Genomic DNA, 22,252 nt, shown 5'->3' on the forward strand with positions numbered 1-22,252 from the left:
TCTGCACCACACCCTAGGAACAGCACGGCGGGCCGCGTCCGGACCCGTCGTGCCGCGGAGCTCGTAAGGCGGGCTTACTCGAGGGTGAAGCCGATCAGCGCGGCGCCGCCGGGCAGGTCCTTGATCTGCGGGAAGGCGCCGGACAGGAAGCCCGGGGCGTGGGAGCCGAGGCCGGTCGGGATCACGATGTACTGCTTGCCCTTGACGGCGTAGCTGACCGGGCCGCCGCGGGCACCGGAGCCGGCGTTGAAGCGCCACAGTTCCTTGCCGTTGTCGGCGTCATAGGCATACAGGCGGCCTTCCATGTCGCCGGTGAACACCAGCCCGCCGGCGGTGGTCAGCACGCTGGACAGGGGCGGCAGCTCGTAGTGGATGCTCCACTTGATCTTGCCGGTCAGCGGGTCGCGGGCGTCGAGGCGGCCGTCGGGCTTCTTGCCGTTGGGCGGCGGCACCAGCTTGATTTCGTCGATGCCGAGGGACAGGGCCGAGATGGCGTTCAGGTTGGACGGGTCGTCCTTGCCGGAAACCACTTCGTTACACACTTCCATCGCGTGGGAGTACCACAGGCCGGTACCCGGGTTGTAGGCGCCGTGGTTCCAGCTGCGCGCACCGAGCAGGTTGGGGCACAGCAGCTCGCGCTTGCCGGGCTGCGGGCGGCGCGGCTCGATGAGGGCGCCGGTCTTCGGGTCGATGCCCTTGGCCCAGTTCATGTTCTCGGCGAACTGCCAGACGTTCTCCAGCTTGCCGTCCTGCTTGTCCATCACGAAGACGAAGCCGCTCTTGTTGAGGTGGACGATCACGTCCTTGCCGTCCTTCTTGACCAGCAGGGCCTCGTAGGCGGCGTCGAAGTCCCAGGTGTCGTGGGGGATTTCCTGGCGGTGCCACTTGAGCTTGCCGGTCTTGGGGTCGAGGGCGAGCAGCGTGGAGGTGTACTTGTTGTCGCCTTCGCGGCCGGCGGTGTAGTAGTCGGGGGCGGCGTTGGAGGTGCCGATGTAGATGGTGTCGGTGCTCTCGTCGTAGGTGCCAGGCATCCACGCCGAGCCGCCGCCGACCTTGCCGCTGTCGCCAGGCCAGCTGGCCGGGTCGTTCTTGATGATGTCGAAGTTCCACACCGGCTTGCCGGTGTCGGCGTTCACCGCGTAGATCTTGCCGGCGATGGGTTGGTCGCCGCCGGTGGTGCCGCCGAACAGCACGTCGCCGGCGAGCTGCGGCGGGGCCGAGAAGAGGGCGCCGTACTGGGTCTTCTGGTCGGTGAGCTGGGTGGACCACAGCTCCTTGCCGGTCTTCTGGTCGATGGCGATGAAGCGCCCGTCCAGGGTGCCGAGGAAGACCTTGCCGCGGCCGACCGTCACGCCGCGGCTGGCGGCGGCGTAGAAGACCTGCTTGGAGATGGCGGCCAGCTTGGGCTCGTAGTGCCACAGGGTCTTGCCGTTGGTGGCGTCCACCGCCCACACGTTGTTGTTGGCCGACACGTAGTACAGGATGCCGTCGATGACGATGGGGGTGGCCTGCAGGCCGTGGGTGATGTTGCCCGGCTGGTGGATCCACGCCACCTTGAGCTTCTTCACGTTGGTCTTGTTGATCTGGGTGAGGGGGCTGAAACGCCAGGCGTTGTAGCTGCGGTGGTACTGCGGCCAGTTGTCCGGGTCGGCGTAGCCGGGGCGGGTGTCGGCGGCCAGCGCGCTGCCGGCGATCAGGCCGGCGGCACCGAGACAGGCGGCCAGGCGGATTTGGGCGATCTTCATGGTGTTGTCCTTGTGATCTTTTGGTGTGTCGGGGCGGGGGTCAGAACGTGAAGTTCAGGCCGACGTTGAGCAGCGTGGATTTGTTGCCCACGCTCGGAATGCCGGCGGCGACGATGCTGGTCTTGATGGTGGCCGCGGAGCCTGCATCCACGTAGGCCATCTGAGCGTACAGGATGGTGTCGTTGCGCAGCGAGTAGTCGTTGCTGATGACGATGTTGCGGGTGTGGTCGTCCTTGTTCATGCGGTCCTTGTTGTCGTAGTAGGCAAGGGTCGCGGTGTTCTTGGGATGCCACTTCCAGTCGGTGCCGACGCCGATCGCATTGACGTTGGAGACGTTGGCGCCGGTGCTGAGGGAATTGCGTGCGTTGAGGTAGTTGGCCTTGAAGGTGAAGTCGCCGAAGGGCACCGCGAAGCCGAGGCCGCCGTGGCGCACGTTGTCGTTGGCGGTGGATTGGTCCTTGATGACCTGGTAGGACGCCGACAGCACCACCGGGCCGGTGTAGGTGCCGCCCACCGCCCACACGCTGTTCTTGTCCAGGCTGCCGGCCTGGCCGCCGGGGGAGTACAGCACGCCGAAGCTGTAGGGGCCGAGGGTGTTGCGGTACTGGATGGCATTGCTGAAGAAAATGCCGACGTCGTTGTTGGTGTTGCGGTCGGTGCCCGGTGCGCCGTTGGTGGCGGCGTACTGGTTGTAGGCCCAGGCGTAGAGGTTGGAGAACTGCTCCTTGAAGGCGCGCGGTTCGGTGCCGATGTGGGCCAGCAGCGCGGGGCCGTACTGGCGGCCGAAGGTCACGCTGCCCCAGTCGCCGCGCAGGCCCAGGTTGGCCTGGCGACGGAAGAACGGAGTGCCGTTGCCCTGGGCATCGCCGGTGCCGTGGAACTGGCCGTTGTTGGTGTCGAAGTGGGCTTCCAGGTTGAAGAAGCCTTCCAGGCCCTGGCCCAGGTCACGGTCCCCCTTGAAACCGATGATGGTCTGGCGCAGGCCGCTGGTTTCCATCGAGCTCTTGCTCTTGCCGTCGGTGCCGGTCTTGCTCTGGTACAGCAGGCCGGCGTCGATGATGCCGTAGATCGCCACATTGGTTTCGGCCAGTGCGGGCAGGGCCAGGCCGGCCACCGCGATGGCGATGGCGTGGCGCAGGATGCGCGGGTTCTGCAGACGGCCCTTGGATGCGGATGAGTGCTGAATCATGAGTATGTCTCCTCGTTATTGTTCTTCCGGCTATTGAGCCGGAAGCATCCGGATTCCTCCGGCTTAATAGGCCGGTGGCGAGGAGGGAATTGCAATTTGTTTGCCAGGTCGTCTTTTTCCAATCCCGACGGGGAAATAGGGCGAAATGGGAAATAAAAGTCGAGACAGGTGTCTCAATTGGCAGCGGGGAATGGAGACAGGCGTCTCTTTTGTCTCCGTCGTCTCAACGCCGATTGGGAGCGGATTGGAGGAGGATTGGGCGCTTATTGGCGGGATGGGCGTTTTGCCAGGGTTGGCGCGGTGTGGCGTGGAATTTGCTGAAAGCCGTACTGGAGATGGTACGCCATTTATATAAAGAGCATAGATCGAATTCCAATTCCCAAAGGAGCCTCCATGAACGCCACCGACAAATTCCTCGCTGCGTCCGCCCATGTGGACGAAGCGGCCGTTGCGCCGCTGCCCAATTCCCGCAAGATCCACGTCGAAGGCAGCCGCCCGGACATTCAAGTGCCGATGCGCGAGATCACCCAGGCCGATACGCCGACCGGCTTCGGCGGCGAGAAGAACCCGCCGATCTTCGTCTACGACTGTTCCGGCCCCTACACCGACCCGACCGCCCGCATCGACATCCGCTCCGGCCTGCCGGCCCTGCGCCAGGGCTGGATCGAAGAGCGCGGCGACACCGAAGTGCTGCCCGACCTGTCCTCCGAGTTCGGCCGTGCCCGCGCCGCCGATCCCAAGCTCGATGAGCTGCGCTTCCCCGGCCTGCACCGCAAGCCCCGCCGCGCCAAGGCCGGTGCCAACGTCTCCCAGATGCACTACGCCCGCCGTGGGATCATCACGCCGGAGATGGAGTTCGTCGCCATCCGCGAGAACGTGAACCGGGCCGCCTACCTGGAAAGCCTGCGCGCCACCGGCCCGCAGGGCGAGAAGATGGCCGCGCTGCTGACCCGCCAGCACAAGGGCCAGGACTTTGGCGCAGCGATCCCCGGCGAGATCACCCCCGAGTTCGTGCGTTCCGAAGTCGCCCGCGGCCGCGCCATCATCCCCAACAACATCAACCACCCCGAGTCCGAGCCGATGATCATCGGCCGCAACTTCCTCGTGAAGATCAACGCCAACATCGGCAACTCGGCCCTCGGCTCCTCCATCAACGAGGAAGTGGACAAGATGACCTGGGCCACCCGCTGGGGCGGCGACACGGTGATGGACCTGTCCACCGGCAAGAACATCCACGAAACCCGCGAATGGATCATCCGTAACAGCCCGGTGCCGATCGGCACCGTGCCCATCTACCAGGCCCTGGAAAAGGTGGACGGCAAGGCCGAGGAGCTGACCTGGGAGATCTTCCGCGACACGCTGATCGAACAGGCCGAGCAGGGCGTCGACTACTTCACCATCCACGCCGGCGTGCTGCTGCGCTACATCCCGATGACCGCCAACCGCATGACCGGCATCGTCAGCCGCGGCGGCTCGATCATGGCCAAGTGGTGCCTGGCGCATCACAAGGAGAGCTTCCTCTACACGCACTTCGAGGAGATCTGCGAGATCATGAAGGCCTACGACGTGGCCTTCAGCCTCGGCGACGGCCTGCGCCCCGGCTCCATTTATGATGCCAACGACGCGGCGCAGCTGGGCGAGCTGGAAACCCTCGGCGAGCTGACTGACATCGCCTGGAAGCACGACGTGCAGACCATCATCGAAGGCCCGGGCCACGTGCCGATGCACCTGATCAAGGAGAACATGGACCTGCAGTTGAAGCACTGCAAGGAAGCCCCGTTCTACACCCTTGGCCCGCTGACCACCGACATCGCCCCCGGCTACGACCACATCACCAGCGGCATCGGCGCCGCGATGATCGGCTGGTACGGCACCGCCATGCTGTGCTACGTGACCCCCAAGGAGCACCTGGGCCTGCCGGACAAGAACGACGTCAAGGAAGGCATCATCACCTACAAGCTGGCCGCCCACGCCGCCGACCTGGCCAAGGGCCACCCGGGCGCCCAGATCCGCGACAACGCCCTGTCCAAGGCGCGTTACGAGTTCCGCTGGGACGACCAGTTCAACCTGGGCCTCGACCCGGACAAGGCCAAGAGCTTCCACGACGAAACGCTGCCGAAGGAGTCGGCCAAGGTGGCCCACTTCTGCTCCATGTGCGGCCCGCACTTCTGCTCGATGAAGATCACCCAGGACGTGCGCGACTTCGCCGCCAAGCAGGGCATCGGCGAAGACGAAGCCCTCAGCAAGGGCATGGAAACCAAGGCCGTCGAGTTCGTGAAGAGCGGCGCGGAGATCTACCGGAAGATTTAAGCTGGGAGGTGCCGGGCGGGAGTTACATCATCTCCCAGCCCAGCTTGCCGATCAGTATCGTCACCACCGCCAGGAAGGCCTTGCGCACGAAGCCGCTGCCGTGGCGAACGGCCAGTCGCGTGCCGACCTGCGCGCCGGCCAGGTTGCATACCGCCATCGTCAGCCCGATGCCCCACAGCAGCGGGCCGTGGCTGGCGAAGAAGGCGATGGCGGACAGGTTGGTGGCGACATTGACCAGCTTGGCGCTGGCCGAGGCGCGCAGGAAGTCCATGCCGAACAGGCGCACGAAGCCGAAGATCAGGAAGCTGCCGGTGCCGGGGCCGAAGAAGCCGTCGTAGAAGCCGATCGCGGCGCCGAAGGCGGCGGCGCGCCAGCGGTCGGACGGGCGCAGTTCGCGGGTCGGCGCCTGGCCGAGTTCCTTGCGGCGGAAGGTGTAGATGGCCACCGCCAGCATCAGCACCATCACCAGCGGGCGCATCGCCTCGCGGGGCAGCCAGGCCACGACCGCGGCGCCGAGCCAGGCGCCGACCAGCGCGGCCAGCGCTGCCGGCAGCACGACGAACCACGGGATCCGGACCGTCCGCGCGTACTGCCACAGGGACGCGCCGGTGCCAGCGATGCTCGACAGCTTGTTGGTGCCGAACAGGGTCGGGATGGCGACCTGCGGAAAGTGGCCGAGCAGGACCGGGATCTGGATCAGGCCGCCGCCGCCGACCACGGCATCGACCGCACCGGCGAAGAAGGCCACGCTGCCGAGCAGCAGGAGTTCGAGGGACATGGGGAAGGCGATTTCCGTTGGGGCGAAGTCATGCGTCCTCCTGGCGGATCTTGTGGCCGAGGGCGAATGAGTTCGCCCCCGCAAGGGGGGCGAGTTTCGGGGGGGCGAAGTTGGATCAGGCTACGGCGGTAACGCCGTCGTCGACCGGCAGGGCCTCGTCTTCGTCGTCGAAGGCTTCATCGACCGGGACGATGGCGTTTTCCCATTTGGCGACGACGCTGGTGGCGATGGCGTTGCCGAGCACGTTGGTGACGGTGCGGCCCATGTCGAGGAAGTGGTCGATGCCCAGCACCAGCAGCAGGCCGGCTTCCGGCAGGTTGAACATCGGCAGCACGGCGGCGACGACGACCAGCGAGGCGCGCGGCACGCCGGCGATGCCCTTGGAGGACACCATCAGCACCAGCAGCATGGTGATCTGCGTGGTCAGGCTCATCTCGATGCCGTAGGCCTGGGCGACGAACAGCGCCGCGAAGGTGGTGTAGATCATCGAGCCGTCGAGGTTGAAGGAGTAGCCCAGCGGCAGCACGAAGCTGGTGACGCGGTTCTTGATGCCGAACTTTTCGAGTTGCTCCATCAGCTTCGGATAGACCGATTCGCTGGAGGCGGTCGAGAAGCCGACCAGCATCGGGCCGCGGATCAGCTTGAGCAGGCGGAAGATGTCCTTGCCGAGCACGAAGTAGCCGGCGGCGATCAGCACGAGCCACAGGGCGGCCAGCGCGGCGTAGAAGCTGAGCAGCAGCTTGCCGAAGACGAGCAGCATGCCCAGGCCGTTGGTGGTGATGGCACCAGCGACGGCACCGAACACGCCGACCGGGGCGAAGCGCATCACGTAGTCGGTGACCTTGAGCATCACATGGACGACTTCTTCCATCGTGCACACCAGGCTGCGCGCGGTCTGGCTGTGCAGGTGGCCGAGGGCGGTGCCGAAGAACACGGCGAAGACCAGGATCTGCAGGATTTCATTGGCCGCCATCGCCTCGAAGATGTTCTTCGGGAAAACGTGGGTGATGAAGTCCTTCAGGTTCAGCGCGCTGGTCTTCAGGTTGGTGGCGGCGCCAGCTTCGGGCAGCGGTACGTTGAGGCCGGTGCCGGGCTGCAGCAGGTTGGCGAACAGCAGGCCGAGCAGCAGCGAACAGAACGAGGCGCAGACGAACCAGCCGAGGGCCTTGAGACCGATGCGGCCAACCGTCTTGGTGTCGCCCATGCCGGCCAGGCCGGCGACCAGGGTCGCAAAGACCAGCGGTGCGATGATCATCTTGATCAGGCGCAGGAAGACGTCGGTCAGGATGCCGAAGTAGGAGGCGATTTCCTTGGCCTGGGCGGGCGTGGCGGCCAGCGTGTTGCAGGCGTAGCCGACAATGATGCCGAGCACTAGGGCGATCCCGATCAGGGTCGTCAGCCGGTTCATTTTCATGATGTTCTCCTTGTTCCTATGAATGGAGGGCTGCTCAGGCGGCCCGGGTCGGGATCATTTGCGGCTTGGTCAGTATTTCCGGGCGCAGCACCTCGGCCAGCTGCTCGGCGTTCATCAGCTGGCGCGCGAGCACGATCTCGGCGACGCCCTTGCCGGTGGCGTGGGCTTCGGCAGCCACGTCGGTGGCGTTGGCGTAGCCGATGTAGGGGTTCAGCGCGGTGACGATGCCGATGGAGCGTTCGACGCTGGCGCGCAGGGCGTCCCGGTTGGCGGTGATGCCATCCACGCACAGGTCGGCCAGCGTGGTGCAGCCGCGGGACAGGTGCAGCACGCTCTTGAACAGGCTGTGGGCGATGATCGGCTCGAAGGCGTTGAGCTGCAGCTGGCCGGCTTCGGCGGCGAAGGTGACGGTCATGTCGTTGCCGATCACCTCGAAGGCGATCTGGTTCACCACTTCCGGGATCACCGGATTGACCTTGCCCGGCATGATCGAGGAGCCGGCCTGGCGGGCCGGCAGGTTGATCTCGCAGAAGCCGGCGCGCGGGCCGGAGGACAGCAGGCGCAGGTCGTTGCAGACCTTGGACAGCTTGGCGGCGACGCGCTTGAGCACGCCGGACAGCTGGATGAAGGCGCCGCAGTCCTGGGTGGCTTCGATGAGGTTCGGGGCGGTGACCACCGGGATGCCGCTGACTTCGACCAGGCGGCGGCACACCAGGCCGGCGTAGTCCGGGTGGGCGTTGATGCCGGTGCCGATGGCGGTGGCACCGAGGTTGATCTCGCGGATCAGCAGCGCGGCTTCCTTCAGGCGCTCCTCGTCCTCGCCGAGCATGGTGGCGTAGGTGGAGAACTCCTGGCCGAGGGTCATCGGCACGGCGTCCTGCAGCTGGGTGCGGCCCATCTTCAGCACGTCGGCGAATTCGGTGGCCTTGCGTTCGAAGGCGAAGCGCAGGTGGGCCATGGCGTCCACCAGGCGGAAGATGCCCACGTAGGTAGCCAGCTTGAGGGCGGTGGGATACACGTCATTGGTGGACTGGCTCATGTTGACGTGTTCGTTGGGGTGCAGGAACAGGTATTCCCCGCGCCGGTGCCCCAGGATCTCCAACGCCCGGTTGGCGATCACCTCGTTGGCGTTCATGTTGGTAGAGGTACCGGCGCCACCCTGGATGACGTCCACCACGAAGTGATCGTGGTACTGGCCGGCGATCACTTCGCGGCAGGCCTTGACGATGGCGTCGGTGCGCTCGCTGTCGAGCAGGCCCAGTTCCTGGTTGGCCTGGGCGGCGGCGAGCTTGATCTGGGCGAGGGCGCGCACCAGGTCCGGATAGGCGGCGATGGAGATGCCGCTGATGTTGAAGTTCTCCAGGGCCCGCAAGGTGTGCACGCCGTAGTAGGCGGCGGTGGGAACCTGGCGGTCGCCGAGCAGATCGTGCTCCGTGCGGTAGATGGCGGTGGTGGTCATGCGTGTCTCCAATGCTTTTGAATGTCGTTTGCCGGGCCGTGGAGAGGCCGTCGTGCCCATTCATTTGCAGGAGCTGTGCCACCGCTCGGACCTCGATCCGAGTTTTTATGAGTATGTTTTTAAAGGGTTTTGTTTTCTCCGGTTACAGGTTCGTTCGGATTCCCGGAAAGGGGGTGAAAAAAGCATCCGGAAATCCGAACGGTGCGGTGGGGATGAGGGCTCAGTACCAGTTCGAATCGTCGTCGTCGCCCGCCTTGCGGGCAGCGGCCTTCACGCGGACGGCTTCCTCGCGCAGGAAGGTGACGATCTGCCAGATCTCCTCCTCGCCGAGGGCCATGCCGAAGGAGCCCATCTGCGTGTTGGGGCGGCCCTTGGAGATGGTGTCGAACATGAACTTGTCGGAGTTGGGGCCGCCGGGGGCCCAGGCGCCGCGCACGAGTTGCGGGCATTTGCCGCCGTGGCCGCGGGTGTTGTGGCACTGCTGGCAGTTGCGGCCGAACAGCTCCTCGCCCTTGCGGGCGGCCTCGGCGTTGCCGGCGAGGGGATTGGCCGACGCGGCGGCGGGGGCGCCGCCGGCCGGCGTCACGCCGAAGGCGTGGGCCAGGCCGCTGAGCCCGAGGGCGAGGCACAGGCCGACGGCGAACGCCCGTTGCCGGATGGCACGGGCGGTGAGGGAAGTGGGGAACGTGGGGTGTGTCATGGTTCTCTGGTGTGGGGATCGTTGGAGTTTGATCACGGCGCCAGGCCGTGGGCTCTCAGGATGGCGGCGAGGCGGCCGTCGCTGTGCAGGCTGTCCACCGCGGCATTGACGTCGGCCAGCAGGGCCGGGTCGCTGCGGCGCAGCGCGAAGACGAAGCGGGTGCGGCCGGCCTCGGGCAGCGCCAGGCCGTCGCTGGCCGAGGCCTGGCCCAGCCGCCGGGCCTCGGCGAGGGCCGGCTGCCACAGTGCGGCGGCGTCCACGCTGCCGTCGGCGAGGGCTGCGAGGAGTGCGCCGTTGTTGCCGTAGGGCACCCGGTGCAGGTGCTGCTGGAACAAGTACAGATCGGCCGGTGTGGCGGTGACCACGCCGATCCGGCCGAGCCGGCGGGCGTCGTCGAGCTTGCTGATCTGCGTGCGGGCGCCGACCAGCACATAGCCGGTTTCCAGGTAGGGCGTGCTGGCGGCCAGGCGTTTCTCGGCCAGCTCCTCGTTGGGCCCGCCGCTTTCCGGAATGCCGGCGAACAGCGCGCAGGCGCCGCCGGCGAGGTTCTGCGCGAGGGCCTTGCCGAGCCCGCCGCGGTTTGGGATGGTTACCCACTGCAGGCGGACTTCCCGGCCGAGTTGCCGTGCGACGGCGCGGGCCAGTTCGGCGTCGATGCCGCCGTCCGGCAGGCTGCTGGCCGAGAACGGGGGGTTGGCTTCGGCGAGGCAGACGGTCAGCGGACCGCCGCCTGGTTCTGCCGGGGGCGGCGCGCTGCCGGCCGGCTGGCCGTGGGCGAGCAGGGCCAGCAAGGTGCCGCAAAGGCGTGTGCGCGGTGTCATGGATCGCTCCGCGGGCACGGCCCAGGCTTGGGCCGCGCCCGCCGCAAGGGCAGGGACGGGGTTAGCGGTACTGCGGCGAGAGGGCGAAGACCATCATGCCGCCGCCGCGGTTCTGGTGCTTGAACAGCTCGCCGTACACCAGCGGCCACAGGCTGCCGCCGCCAGGGCCGTAGACGATGGCCACGTACTGCTGGCCGTTCACGTTGAAGGTGGTCGGGTTGCCGTGGATGCCGGTGCCGACGTTGAAGCGCCACAGGGTTTCGCCGGTGTCGTCGCGCATCGCCGAGAAGTAGCCTTCGGCGTCGCCGGAGAAGACCAGCCCGCCGGCGGTGGCGAGCAGGCCGCTGGTGGCCGGCGTGCTCTGCGGGCGGGACCATGCCAGCTTGCCGGTGGTGGCGTCGAAGGCCTTCACGCCGCCGGTGTAGGGGTTGGCCTTGAGGACCTTGGACGACAGGAACCACTCGCCCTGCTTCCATTCCATCTTCTTGGCCTGGATATCCATCGAGCTGTCGATGTAGGGCACGTAGAGCAGCTTGGTGAGCGGGCTGTAGGCGGCCGGGTGCCATTCCTTGCCGCCGTCGAGGATGGGGGCGACGTCGGTGGCGACCTTGTCGTAGCCGGGCACCTTGTCCGGATTGACGATCGGGCGACAGTTGCCCTGGAAGCCGGTGACCCAGTTCACGCGGGCGATCGGTACCACCCAGTTGCACTTGCCGCTGTCCCGGTTGATGGAATAGACGTGGCCGTTGCGGTCGGCATGCAGCCACACCTTGCGGCCCTGGTCGTCGTCCACCAGGATGGTTTCGTTGTTGCCGTCGTAGTCCCAGGAGTCGTTGGGGGTGTACTGGAAGTGGTGCTTGATCTTGCCGGTGGCGGCGTCGAGGGCCAGCGTGGAGTTGCTGTACAGGTTGTCGCCGGCGCGCACGCGGGGGTCGAAGTCCGGCGTGGGGTTGCCGACGCCCCAGAAGATGGTCTTGGTCTTGGGGTCGTAGTTGCCGGTCAGCCAGGCGGAGGCGCCGCCGGTCTTCCAGGAGTCGTTGGCCCAGGTCTTGGCGGCGGGGTCGCTGGCGCTGGTCGGGCGGGTGGTGGTCTGCCACACGGTCTTGCCGGTGTCCGGGTCGAGGGCGGTGATCTTGCCGACGTTGCCGCCCACGTCGGAGCCGGAGTTGCCGACCACGATCAGGCCGTTGGCGACCAGCGGCATCGAGGTGTAGATCTCGCCGGTACGGTAGTCGCCAAGCGCGACGTCCCACAACACACGGCCGGTGGTGTTGTCGAGGGCGACCACGTGGCTGTCGAGGGTCGCCATGTAGACCATGTTCTTGAACACCGCGACGCCGCGGTTGACGGCCTCGCAGCACAGGCGCGGGCCGATGTCGCCGGGCAGCGGATGCTCGTATTTCCACAGCATGCGGCCGCTCTCACCGTCGAGGGAGAAGACCTTGTTCTGGCTGGCCGTCACATAGATGCGGCCGTTGACGACGGTGGTCTGGCTGTCCTGGGCGTCGTTCACGCCAAAGGACAGGTTCCACTTGGGCACCAGCCGCACGACGTTGTCGCGGGTGATCTGGCGCAGTTGGCTGAAGCGGGTGGCCTGGTAGTCCTTGCCGTAGTGCAGCCAGTTGTTGGCGTCCTTGTCGGCATTGATCAGCATGTCCTCGGACACGTAGTTGGGGCGCCACTTGAAGCCGGCCTCCAGGACGTCGACGCCGAGGGGCGGCTCCGGATCGGCAGGGGCCGCGTCGGCCGCCAGGGCGCCGGTGGCGAACAGGGTCGCCAGCGAGGCGGCCAGCAGCGGCCGGGAAATGCGTTGGGTTTTTCTCATCGTTTTGTCTCCCGCTTTGAGCGTGGTGTGGTGAGGCTTGTCGTCGGGCCGCGCGAGGTGGTGTCGCAACGGCCGGCTAGTTCCTTCAGCCAGCTTTGTGCCAGACGGTGAAATCTTTTCTTAACAAGGGCTTGCGCTCAGAACTTGGTCGGCGGGCGAGACACTCTTCTCAATTTGGGCAGTCCGATCGAGACAGACGAGACAGCTGTCTCAAGCTCGCAGTGGTTCCCCGCGCGGGGCGGTGGAAGGGGCCGGAGCGGACGCGGATGGCCCGGAGGGTGTAGTCTCGCCCCTGTCGGGCGGGCGTCGGTCGCTCCTGTCCGTCATGCATCGCGTGCCGCGCGATGCGTCGAGGCCGGTCGGGACGACCGGGATGCGGGCCGGATGCGGTGTGTGACGAGTGGATCGATGTCTTTGCGGATTGCAATAAACGGGTACGGGCGGATCGGACGGTGTTTCCTGCGGGCCTTGCTGGCCTCGCCGATGCGGGAGGGGTTTTCGGTGGTGGCGATCAACGAGCCGGCCGATCTGGACAGCATGGCCTACCTGACCCGCTTCGATTCCACCCACGGCTGCTTTCCGGGCACGGTCGAGGTCGGCGAAGGCTGCCTGCGCATCGACGGCAAGGACATCCCGGTTTTCCATGCGGACACGCCGGAAGGCGTGGACTGGGGCAAGATCGGTGTGGATGTGCTGGTGGAGGCCTCCGGGCGCTACAGCTACCGGCCGGAACTGCAGCGTTTCCTCGATGCCGGCTGCCGGCGCCTGCTGCTGTCCCATCCGGGGCATAGCGCCGGGGACGTGGACCAGACCATCGTCTTCGGCATGAACCACGAGCTGCTGAGCGGCGCGGAGCGCATCGTGTCGGCGGCATCCTGCACCACCAATGCCATCGTGCCGGTGCTGTCCATCCTCGACGAGGCCTATGGGCTGGACCACGCGATGCTGACCACGCTGCATTCGGTGATGAACGACCAGCCGCTGATTGACGGCTACCACCACACCGACCTGCACCGCACCCGCTCGGCGATGCAGTCGATGATCCCGGTATCCACCGGCCTGGCCCGCGGCGTGCAGCGCCTGCTGCCGCACCTGGCCGGGCGCATCGAGTCAAAGGCGATCCGCGTGCCGGTGGTGAATGTGTCGGCCATCGACCTGATGGTGACGCTGAAGCGCGGCACCGACGCGGCCGATGTGAAAGCCCGCCTGCGGGCGGCGGTGGAAGGCCAGGGCTCGGGCCGTATGGCCTATACCGACGAGCCGCACGCCTCCATCGACTTCAACCACAGCCCCCACTCGGCCATCGTGGACGGCGGCCAGACCCGCATGAGCGGCGACCGCCTGCTCAACCTGCTGGTGTGGTTCGACAACGAATGGGGCTTCGCCAACCGGATGGTGGACGTGGCCGCCTTCTGGGGTTCGCGGATGGCTTGAGTGCTTGTCCGGGGTTTCAGTCCCGGACTGGCGGAATTTCCTTCAGCGCGGGGCCGCGGCCGAACACATCGAGGATCGGGCGCAGATTGGCCAGTTCACGGCTACAAGTGGCGGCATCGTCGGGGCAGCTCCGCGCGAAATCCCGGCGGAAGTCGGCCAGTTGGCCCTGGTCGTGCAGGATGGTGGCCAGTACGTTGAGGGCGTCGATGCGCTCGGCGTAGTCGCCGGCCGTGATGCCGGCGCCGTAGAACAGTGTGGCGATGCGGTCGCGCCCGAAATGGTAGGCGTCGCCCTGGCTGCTGTCCGTCGAGCCGTCCTCGTCGAAGGTGACGATCAGCAGGCTGTTGTGAGCTGTGGCCCATGCGGCGTAAGGGCCGATATTCGTTTTGAGCCAGGTGTCCATGGCGTCGAGGGAGGCGCTGTGGGCGTCGTGCTGTTCGTTGGGGATCACCAGCGCCACGTTCGGTAGCAGGGTGAAGTCCAGTGGCCGGCCTTCGGCGTCCTCCGCGAAGCCACGCCAGCGGCGTCCCTGTGGGTTGACGCTGGCGTGGAAGGCGAGGTTCACGTCCGGGGGGAGCAGGAAGCGGCGGCGCCCGGCCGGAACGCTGTCAGTCCTTGCTGCGCCGGGCAGGGTGATCCAGTTGATGGCCGGGTTGTGCTTGCGGCGGTAGAGATCGAGCTTGGAGTCTGCATCGCCTTCCGCGTCCCACTTCGGGTGGGGCAGGCTCTCCGAGAAGCTCAGGAAACTCCGCCCGCCGGCGCGCAGGCTGGCCCCCAGGTTGGCGGTGACGAAGGGGCGGCGGGCCGCCGGGATCAGCTGGTTGCCAATGCCTGTGGCCTGTTCTGCGCCTGGGGTTACCAGGCGGTCGCCGTTGGGGGCGGATTCGGTTTTGCCGCGGTATGGTGAGGACAGATCGGCGAACCATGCCGGCAGCACGCCCTGGTTGCTCGCGGAAAACAGGTACAGGTAGTTGGGCTGGCTGGGGCGGGCCGACAGCGGGCGCTCGAAGCCGGCAGGGATGCGTCGGTAGGGCGTTTCGGCGGCCCAGGCGTTGGTGAAACGGGCGCCGTAGCGGGGATCGCGGGCCAGGCCGTTAAGGAAGGGCAGGGCCGGGTTGTCCCAGATGCGCCGCTCGCCGCCTGCATCCGCGGAACGGTTTTCGAGTACCACTAGGACGATGTGGTCGTAGGGCTTGGTCTTGGCCGGTGGCGCTGCGAATAGATGCGTGCTGGTCAGCAGGGCGAAGGCGGCGAGGTGGCGGAGACGCATGGGTGTCTTGGACGGTCGGCTGATGAAAAGACGATCGAAGTCGCCAGGGCTTTTGACGGGATCGGCAGGGCTTGGAGTGCTTGCCTTAGCGCGACGGCGTGCCGTGCAGGGTTTCCGTCTGTCTCAATTGCGGGAACAGGCGTGTCCACAGCGCCACGACCATCAGCGTGGCGGCGCCGCCGATCAGCACTGACGGCACTGTGCCGAACCAGGCGGCGGTGAGGCCGGATTCGAATTCGCCGAGCTGGTTGGACGCGCCGACGAAGATGGAATGGACCGCGCTGACCCGGCCGCGCATGTCGTCCGGCGTCTGCAACTGCACCAGTGACTGACGGATCACCATGCTGACCATGTCGGTGGCGCCGCCGATGGCGAGGAAGAACACGGATAGCCACAGGTTGGACGACAGCCCGAAGGCGATGATGGACAGCCCGTAGGCAGCCACCGATGCGTACAGGATGCGCCCGACCGAATGGCGCAGTGGGTTGCGGGCTAGCCACAGGGCCATCGCCAGTGCACCGATGGCCGGCCCGGAGCGGAGCAGACCGAGGCCCCAGGAGCCGGTGTGCAGCACTTCGTGGGCGATGATCGGCAGCAGCGCGGTGGCGCCGCCGAACAGCACCGCGAAGAGGTCCAGCGACATGGCGCCGAAGACGATGCCCTGGCCGCGGATGAAGCGGATGCCGGCGACGAAGCGTTGCCATGCGGAGCCGGACAGCACGCGTTCCACGTGCACGTCGGGCAGGCGTGACAGGAAGACCGACGACAGGGCCAGCAGCAGTGCGGTAAGTGCATACACCACTGGTGCGCCGAGCAGGTACAGGAAGCCGCCGAGGGCCGGCGCAACGATGGTTGCCGCCTGCATCGCCGAGGCGCTCAGGGCCAGCGCCCGCGGCAGCGCGGCGGCGGGTACCAGGCTCGGCAGCAGGGACGCGCTGGCCGGCATCTGGAAGGTCTGGGCAGCACCGAGGAGCAGTACCACGCCGAAGATCAGCTCGCGGCTGACGAAGCCGGTGGCGCTGGCGATGGCGAGGACGGCCAGGCCGGCGGTCTGCACCAGTTGGGCTGCGACGGTCAGCCAGCGCCGGTCATGGCGGTCGGCCAGGTCGCCGGCGATGGCAGTGAGCAGGATGCGCGGCAGGAACTGGATCAGCCCGACCAGGCCTAGATCGAGCGCGCTGCCGGTGAGCTGGTAGACCTGCCAGCCGACCGCCACGTCCTTGATCTGGCTGCCGCCGCCGTACAGGATGCGGGCCAGCCAGAACAGCACGAAGGGGCGGTGCCGGCGCAGGAAGTCCGGCGCGTGGGGATCGGGTGTGGGGGCGCTCATTCGCCGCGGGACAGGGCCGGGCGGCGGCCGATTTCCACCTTCAGGTCGAGCTTGTCCTTGCCGCGGCGCAGCTCGACGTTGGCCTTGCGCCCCGGCAGGAGCGCCGCGATGGCTTCGAGCATGATCTGCGGGTCATTGACCTTGCGCCCTTCGACGGTCAGCAGCACGTCGCCTGGCTTGACGCCAGCCCGGTCCGCGGGGCTGCCGCGCATGACGCCCGAGATCAGTGTGCCGTCGCTGGACGGCATGCCGAAGGAGTCTGCCAGGTCGGACGTGATGGCCTGCACTTCGACGCCGATCCAGCCGCGCGTGACCGAGCCGCTCTGGATGATCTGCTCCATCACGCTGCGGGCCAGGGATACCGGGATCGCGAAGCCGATGCCGAGGGAGCCGCCGGAGCGGGAATAGATCGCCGCATTGATGCCGACCAGGTTGCCGGCTGCATCGATCAGGGCTCCGCCGGAGTTGCCGGGGTTGATCGCCGCGTCGGTCTGGATGAAGTCCTCGAAGGTGTTGATGCCCAGATGGGAGCGGCCAAGGGCCGACACGATACCCATCGTGACAGTCTGCCCGACGCCGAAGGGGTTGCCGATGGCGAGCACCACGTCGCCGACGTGGAGCTGCTCGGTGTGGCCGAAGGTGATCGGGTGCAGCTTGCCGTCGGTCTTGATCTGCAGCACTGCCAGATCGGACTCCGGGTCGCGGCCGACGATGCGGGCCGGCAGCTTGCGGCCGTCGTTGAGGGCTACCTCGATCTCGTCGGCGGCCTCGATGACGTGGTTGTTGGTGAGGATGTAACCTTCTGGTGACACGATGACGCCTGAGCCGAGACCGGAGGCGCGTTGCTGGGGCTTGTTGTTATTGTTCAGGCGGTCGCCGAAGAAGTGGCGGAACAGCGGGTCATCGCTGAAGGGATTGCGCTGGGCCTTCACTTCCTTGCTGGTGAACACGTGCACCACGGCTGGCAGCGCGGCCTTGGCGGCGTCTGCGTAGGAAGCGGGGCCTTTCCCCATCGGGAGCGCTGCCGGGGCCGCCGCTTCCTGGATGGTCACAGAGGGCAGCACGGCGCGCTCGCCGATCCATTCGGGTTTCAGCGTACTGACCACGAACAGGATCGCCACCGAGATGGTGACGGCTTGGGCAAAGATCATCCACAGGCGATGCATCGTAAAATCTGCGACCGGGGGTGCCCGAGGGCATCCGGAAATTTGAAGGGTTAAGGGGAGGCGGCCATGGACAGAGCCGAATTGCAGCGCTATCTCGACACTCTGCTGAATGTCGGGATATTTAAGGATTATTGCCCAAACGGGTTGCAGGTGGAAGGACGGGCCGAGGTGCACCGCGTGGTTTGCGGCGTGACGGCCAGCCAGGCGCTCCTCGATGCGGCGGTGGCGAAGGGGGCGGACATGGTGCTGGTCCATCACGGTTACTTCTGGCGTGGCGAGGACGGGCGCATCACCGGCATGCGCAAGCGCCGCCTGGCGACGCTGCTCAATAACGACATTAACCTGTTCGCTTACCACCTGCCGCTGGATGCTCATGCGGAGCTGGGCAACAACGCGCAGTTGGGCAAGCTGATGGGTTGGCATGCGGATGGTCGCTTCGGCGAGCAGGATCTGGGCTGGACCGGTTCCTTATCCCATGAGACCAGCCTGACGGCACTGGCCCGCCAGGCCGCCGCGCGGCTGGGGCGTGAGCCATTGGTGCTGGGGGATGCCGAGCAGACGATACGACGGGTGGCCTGGTGCACTGGCGGTGCGCAGGGCTATTTTGAGCAGGCCATCGCCACCGGGGTGGACTGCTTCATCTCCGGTGAGGTGTCGGAGCAGACGACCCACCTGGCACGGGAGTCTGGCGTGGCCTACCTGGCGGTGGGCCACCATGCCAGCGAACGTTATGGCGTGCAGGCGCTGGGCCGCCACCTGGCCGAAACCTTCGGCATCGAAGCCGAGTTCGTCGAGGTGGACAACCCTGTCTGATCAGGCTGCCTTGCTGGCCGGACTGGGCTCCAGGTCCGCGAGGGTGAGTTCCAGGTTCGGCCGATAGGTGCCTAGTGTGTCGTCGAGGACGGCGACCAGCAGCAGGAGTTCTTCGACCACGTTGAGGGGGAAGCCCTGACGGGTGCCGTTCCGGTTGTCGCGCAGCAACTGGTGGATGTAGACCTGGGCTTCCCGGGTTCCCCACAACTCCTGCAGTTGGTGTATGACATGCTCCATCTGCTCGATGGAGTCCGGTGCTGCCCTGGACGCCTTGAAGTCGGCCCAGGTGATCGTCTTGACGTTGAAGGTCTTGTTGAGCTGACGGGTCAGTGCCTCGAACTCGGCCCGCATGCCGGCCACATGATAGACGTCGAGCAGCTTGAGCCACGGTTTTACGGCTTGGCGTGGATTGTGGCGGATGTAGTCGGCCAGGGTCTCGGCGGCACCTTGTGTGCGTCCAAAGGACATCATGATTTCCGCCAGTTCGAGGGCCGAATCCTGCTCGTCGACGGTTTCGTCGAAAGGAATCGGATGGGCCGGGGCAAACGTGCGCGCGGCCCAGTCGGTAGCCTCGTCTTGGGCGGGCTGCGGTGCGTAGGATTGCGGCGGGGGCACCGCTGGCAGTGCGGTCGGAGCGGCCTGGGCCTGCGGTGCGGCGGGAGTGGCCGCCGCCGCAGTGTGGGATTCGATTATGGGTTCGTGGGGGAGGGGCAGGGGCTCATCCGGTAGTTCCGCATCGACTGCGGTTTCAGATCCGGCCTCGGCGTGTCGCTTGCGCATCCACATCAGGGCCAGGCCGCCAGCGACCACCGCTACGATGCCGCCGAGTGCCATCAGCCAGTCCGGCATGACGCCAGGGCCGACATTGGCCTGCTGCGCGGTAGCGGGGGGCATGGGGCGCGAGGGGGGGGGCGGAGCCACCTTGGCCTGCTCAGGGGGCGCCTGCTCCGGCGCAGGGTGCCGGGCGGCCTCCTGCCTGTCCAGTTCCGCAATGCGTTGGCGTAGCACTGTCTGGTATTCCTCGAGGCGCTTGATCTTTTCGTCGAGTTCCAGTTGGGCCGAGATGCTTGCGTCGTAGGCGGACAGTGTCGATTTGCCGGCGGGAGGCTCCGGTGTGTCCGCCGCGGCGGGGGGGCGGGGAAGCTGGTAGTCGAGACGCAGTGCCGTGTTTTTGTCCTTGCTGAGGATCAGTCTGTCGCCATGCCGGTTCTTGCCTGTTCCTCTCCTGGCGGTCTTGTCGCGTGCACTGACCGTTGGCTGGCCGGCATGCTCCCCACGTTTGCCGGTGGACACCGTAACGGTCTGCGAGGATCTACGGGCCGGGGTGCTGCGAGCGCGCGATGAGGGGGGGACGCCGGCCGTGGGGGGGCTGATCTCAGGCGTACTGGCACGCTCGATCGGCGGTTGCAGAAGGATGGGGTAGTCGCGCTGGAGGTCCACTCCGCAGGTCATGCGCAGGCTGAGCATGGCGGCCGGATAGTTGATGGGCTCGCGGGTCGTGATGCGTAGCCGGTTGCCTTGGAGCGAGAGCCGGGCGTTCCGGATCCAGGGCAGGTCGTCAGCACTTGCCGTAGCAGGAGCGACAATCAAAAGACAGTCCGGCTCGATTGATTCACCCGCGTCAGGAGTCAGCCGCAGTTCTGCGCGCAAGGGTTGGCCCAGCGCGGAATGGACGACAAGATCACCCATCCCTGCCGCCATGACGGAAGGTCCAAATAACAGGGCAAGCGTCGCGACGAGTATGGAGAGGGGCTTTGGCGCGCTGTTCATCAATGGAGACGGAGGCGATGGGATCGCGGTTGCTTTGTTGTGCGTCGCGGCATCCAACAGTGCGCCGCAGTCGATACAATATTCTAGTGAAGTTTGTCTGTAGGCGCGGTGCCTTGTTTTCCGCGAAGCAGAGGCAAATGTTACGTGTCGTGAAATGGGCCACGGATTTTCTTTTGGTCCATTTGCGTATTGTCCTCCGTCATTTTGTTTTTTGATTTCAATGCCGCTTTCCGAACCTGTTGTCGGGCGTCGTCGTGCCCATACCCGCAGCATCGAAGTCCAGGGTTTTTTGAGGGACGATGGCCTGTTCGACCTTGATGCTCGCCTGACCGACGCGAAGGATGCGGACTATCCGCTTGCGTCCGGCATCCGCAAGGCCGGCGATCCGGTGCATGACCTGTTCATCCGCGTCACCATCGATAGTGCTTTCGAGGTCGTCGATGTGGAGGCTCATTCCGAGTGGGTGCCCTATCCAGGTGGTTGCGACACCATCGGGCCTGCGTATCGGGCGCTGATCGGCCTGAATCTGGTGCGTGGCTTCCGCAAGGCGGTCAGCGAGATGTTCAGCGATGTGCGGGGATGCACCCATCTTACGGAATTGCTGGCATCCCTGCCGACGGCGGCGATCCAGACCATGGCCACTTTCCGGCGTGACACGGGAGAGGGCGACGACGGCGGCAAACCCTTTCAGCTCGACCGTTGCCATGCCCTCGAAACGACCTCTCAGACGGTGATGCGCTATTACCCACGCTGGTACCGCAAGTCCGATTCCGCATAGCCCGGCTCTGCCGCCACTGTGCGGTGCAGCGTGAAAGCGGTTGTGCCCGAGGTTTCGTATATAATCGGTTGATCCAAATACTGACATGTCAAGAGGCAGGTCGGTCGAGGATGGTTTTCCGGCCAGCTCGGCAGCATAAGCGGGCAGGGTGGAAAGCGGGGCGGTACATACGTTGGACGAGGGAGAACGGCGTATGTGTCGCGGGGTGCGTGCTGGCCCCGAAGAGTCCCATCAACCAAGCGTGAGCGGCCTTTATAAGGCCAAGACTTCGATCGAAGGGCAACCATGAAAATTCACGAATATCAGGGCAAGCAAATCCTGAAGAAGTTCGGCGTAACGGTTCCGCGCGGTATTCACTGCACGACTGTTGACGACGCGGTCAAGGCAGCTGAGACCCTGGGTGGCAAGGTTTGGGTCGTCAAGGCCCAGATTCACGCCGGCGGGCGCGGCAAGGGCGGTGGCGTGAAAGTCGCCAAGTCCCTGGACGAAGTGCGCCAGTACGCCGGCCAGATCCTCGGCATGCAGCTGATCACCCACCAGACCGGCCCGGAAGGCCAGAAGGTGCGTAATCTGCTGATCGAGGAAGGTGCCGACATCAAGCACGAGTACTACGTTGCAGCGCTGACCGACCGCGCGACCCAGAAGGTTGCGATCATGGCCTCCTCCGAAGGCGGCATGGACATCGAGGAAGTCGCACACAGCACCCCCGAGAAGATCATCAAGGTCTTCGTCGACCCGCTCACCGGCCTGACCGACGAGCAGGCTCTGACGCTGGCCAAGGGCATCGGCATCCCCGAAGGTTCCGTGGCGCAAGCTGTGGACACCTTCAAGAAGCTGTACACCACCTACATGGAAACCGACGCTTCGCTGGCGGAAATCAATCCGCTGATCCACGAAGGCGACGGCACCATCAAGGCTCTGGACGCCAAGTTCAACTTCGACTCCAACGCCCTGTTCCGCCATCCCGAGATCGTCGAGATGCGCGACCTGGACGAAGAAGACGCGGACGAAATCGAAGCTTCCAAGTTCGATCTGGCCTACATCTCCCTGGACGGCAACATCGGCTGTCTGGTGAACGGCGCCGGTCTGGCGATGGCCACCATGGACACCATCAAGCTGTTCGGTGCCGAACCGGCCAACTTCCTCGACGTGGGCGGCGGCGCCACCACCGAGAAGGTGACCGAAGCCTTCAAGATCATGCTCAAGAACCCCAAGGTCAAGGGCATTCTCGTCAACATCTTCGGCGGCATCATGCGCTGCGACACCATCGCCACCGGCGTGGTCACCGCGGCCAAGGAAGTGCACCTGTCCGTCCCGCTGGTCGTCCGCATGAAGGGCACCAACGAAGAGATCGGCAAGCAGATCCTGCGCGACTCGGGCCTCCCGATCATCGCGGCCGACACCATGGCCGAAGCGGCCCAGAAGATCGTCGACGCGGTCAAGTAAGGAG

General features: G+C 65.9%; 17 protein-coding genes. 5 read left to right on the plus strand and 12 right to left on the minus strand.

Annotated elements, in window-relative coordinates:
• Positions 1–74 precede the first annotated feature (74 nt).
• Both AC1PQG_RS04415 and AC1PQG_RS04420 read right to left on the minus strand, forming a co-directional pair.
• A complete protein-coding gene (locus tag AC1PQG_RS04415) occupies positions 75–1,745 on the minus strand; it encodes an outer membrane protein assembly factor BamB family protein (RefSeq protein WP_481121443.1) in 1,671 nt (556 codons plus the stop codon).
• A gap of 40 nt (positions 1,746–1,785) precedes the next feature.
• Positions 1,786–2,934, minus strand: coding sequence for a porin (locus tag AC1PQG_RS04420; protein WP_481121444.1), 1,149 nt, complete (start codon positions 2,932–2,934; stop codon positions 1,786–1,788).
• A 393-nt stretch (positions 2,935–3,327) separates the two neighbouring features.
• Here AC1PQG_RS04420 and thiC point away from each other — a divergent pair, with 393 nt between their 5' ends.
• Entirely contained in the window at positions 3,328–5,244 is a 1,917-nt protein-coding gene (gene thiC / locus AC1PQG_RS04425; RefSeq protein ID WP_481121445.1) for a phosphomethylpyrimidine synthase ThiC, read from the plus strand.
• A gap of 22 nt (positions 5,245–5,266) precedes the next feature.
• Here thiC and AC1PQG_RS04430 read toward each other — a convergent pair whose 3' ends face one another.
• The 6 genes from AC1PQG_RS04430 to AC1PQG_RS04455 form a co-directional block, all read right to left on the minus strand.
• Positions 5,267–6,022 (minus strand): sulfite exporter TauE/SafE family protein, encoded by a 756-nt coding sequence (locus AC1PQG_RS04430; RefSeq protein WP_481121446.1) that lies wholly within the window; start codon positions 6,020–6,022, stop codon positions 5,267–5,269.
• A 115-nt stretch (positions 6,023–6,137) separates the two neighbouring features.
• Positions 6,138–7,436: a dicarboxylate/amino acid:cation symporter gene (locus AC1PQG_RS04435; RefSeq protein WP_481121447.1), complete on the minus strand. Its 1,299-nt coding sequence runs from the start codon at positions 7,434–7,436 to the stop codon at positions 6,138–6,140.
• 34 nt (positions 7,437–7,470) lie between these two features.
• On the minus strand, positions 7,471–8,895 hold the full coding sequence (gene aspA / locus AC1PQG_RS04440) for an aspartate ammonia-lyase (protein WP_481121448.1): 1,425 nt from the start codon (positions 8,893–8,895) through the stop codon (positions 7,471–7,473).
• A gap of 220 nt (positions 8,896–9,115) precedes the next feature.
• The gene (locus AC1PQG_RS04445; RefSeq protein WP_481121449.1) at positions 9,116–9,595 is read right to left on the minus strand and encodes a c-type cytochrome; all 480 of its coding nucleotides are present in this window, start codon (positions 9,593–9,595) and stop codon (positions 9,116–9,118) included.
• A 32-nt stretch (positions 9,596–9,627) separates the two neighbouring features.
• Positions 9,628–10,416, minus strand: coding sequence for a substrate-binding periplasmic protein (locus AC1PQG_RS04450; RefSeq protein ID WP_481121450.1), 789 nt, complete (start codon positions 10,414–10,416; stop codon positions 9,628–9,630).
• 61 nt (positions 10,417–10,477) lie between these two features.
• Complete coding sequence (locus AC1PQG_RS04455) at positions 10,478–12,241, minus strand: PQQ-dependent dehydrogenase, methanol/ethanol family (protein ID WP_481121451.1); 1,764 nt, start codon at positions 12,239–12,241, stop codon at positions 10,478–10,480.
• Positions 12,242–12,649: 408 nt separating this feature from the next.
• Between AC1PQG_RS04455 and AC1PQG_RS04460 the strand changes: the two genes are divergently transcribed.
• Entirely contained in the window at positions 12,650–13,675 is a 1,026-nt protein-coding gene (locus AC1PQG_RS04460) for a type I glyceraldehyde-3-phosphate dehydrogenase (RefSeq protein WP_481121452.1), read from the plus strand.
• A 16-nt stretch (positions 13,676–13,691) separates the two neighbouring features.
• On the opposite strand, the gene AC1PQG_RS04465 is transcribed toward AC1PQG_RS04460, so the two are convergent.
• The 3 genes from AC1PQG_RS04465 to AC1PQG_RS04475 all read right to left on the minus strand — a co-directional run bounded on the left by AC1PQG_RS04465 (position 13,692) and on the right by AC1PQG_RS04475 (position 17,441).
• Entirely contained in the window at positions 13,692–14,945 is a 1,254-nt protein-coding gene (locus tag AC1PQG_RS04465) for an alkaline phosphatase family protein (RefSeq protein WP_481121453.1), read from the minus strand.
• Positions 14,946–15,030: 85 nt separating this feature from the next.
• On the minus strand, positions 15,031–16,275 hold the full coding sequence (locus AC1PQG_RS04470) for an MFS transporter (protein WP_481121454.1): 1,245 nt from the start codon (positions 16,273–16,275) through the stop codon (positions 15,031–15,033).
• Entirely contained in the window at positions 16,272–17,441 is a 1,170-nt protein-coding gene (locus AC1PQG_RS04475; protein ID WP_481121455.1) for a Do family serine endopeptidase, read from the minus strand. The genes AC1PQG_RS04470 and AC1PQG_RS04475 overlap by 4 nt, the downstream gene beginning before the upstream one ends.
• Before the next feature lie 66 nt (positions 17,442–17,507).
• Between AC1PQG_RS04475 and AC1PQG_RS04480 the strand changes: the two genes are divergently transcribed.
• A complete protein-coding gene (locus tag AC1PQG_RS04480) occupies positions 17,508–18,254 on the plus strand; it encodes a Nif3-like dinuclear metal center hexameric protein (protein ID WP_481121456.1) in 747 nt (248 codons plus the stop codon).
• Here the strand turns inward: AC1PQG_RS04480 and AC1PQG_RS04485 are convergent, their stop codons facing one another.
• Entirely contained in the window at positions 18,255–20,297 is a 2,043-nt protein-coding gene (locus AC1PQG_RS04485) for a type IV pilus assembly protein FimV (RefSeq protein WP_481121457.1), read from the minus strand.
• On the opposite strand from AC1PQG_RS04485, the gene AC1PQG_RS04490 reads away from it, so the two are divergent.
• Together AC1PQG_RS04490 and sucC are read left to right on the plus strand one after the other, a co-directional pair.
• Positions 20,245–20,802 carry a DUF2889 domain-containing protein gene (locus tag AC1PQG_RS04490; protein ID WP_481121458.1) on the plus strand — a complete coding sequence of 186 codons (558 nt, stop codon included), beginning with the start codon at positions 20,245–20,247 and terminating at the stop codon, positions 20,800–20,802. The genes AC1PQG_RS04485 and AC1PQG_RS04490 overlap by 53 nt on opposite strands.
• A 285-nt stretch (positions 20,803–21,087) precedes the next feature.
• A complete protein-coding gene (gene sucC, locus AC1PQG_RS04495; protein ID WP_481121459.1) occupies positions 21,088–22,248 on the plus strand; it encodes an ADP-forming succinate--CoA ligase subunit beta in 1,161 nt (386 codons plus the stop codon).
• The last annotated feature ends 4 nt before the right edge of the window (positions 22,249–22,252 follow it).

Source organism: Zoogloea sp. GDB6 (genome assembly GCF_056724105.1).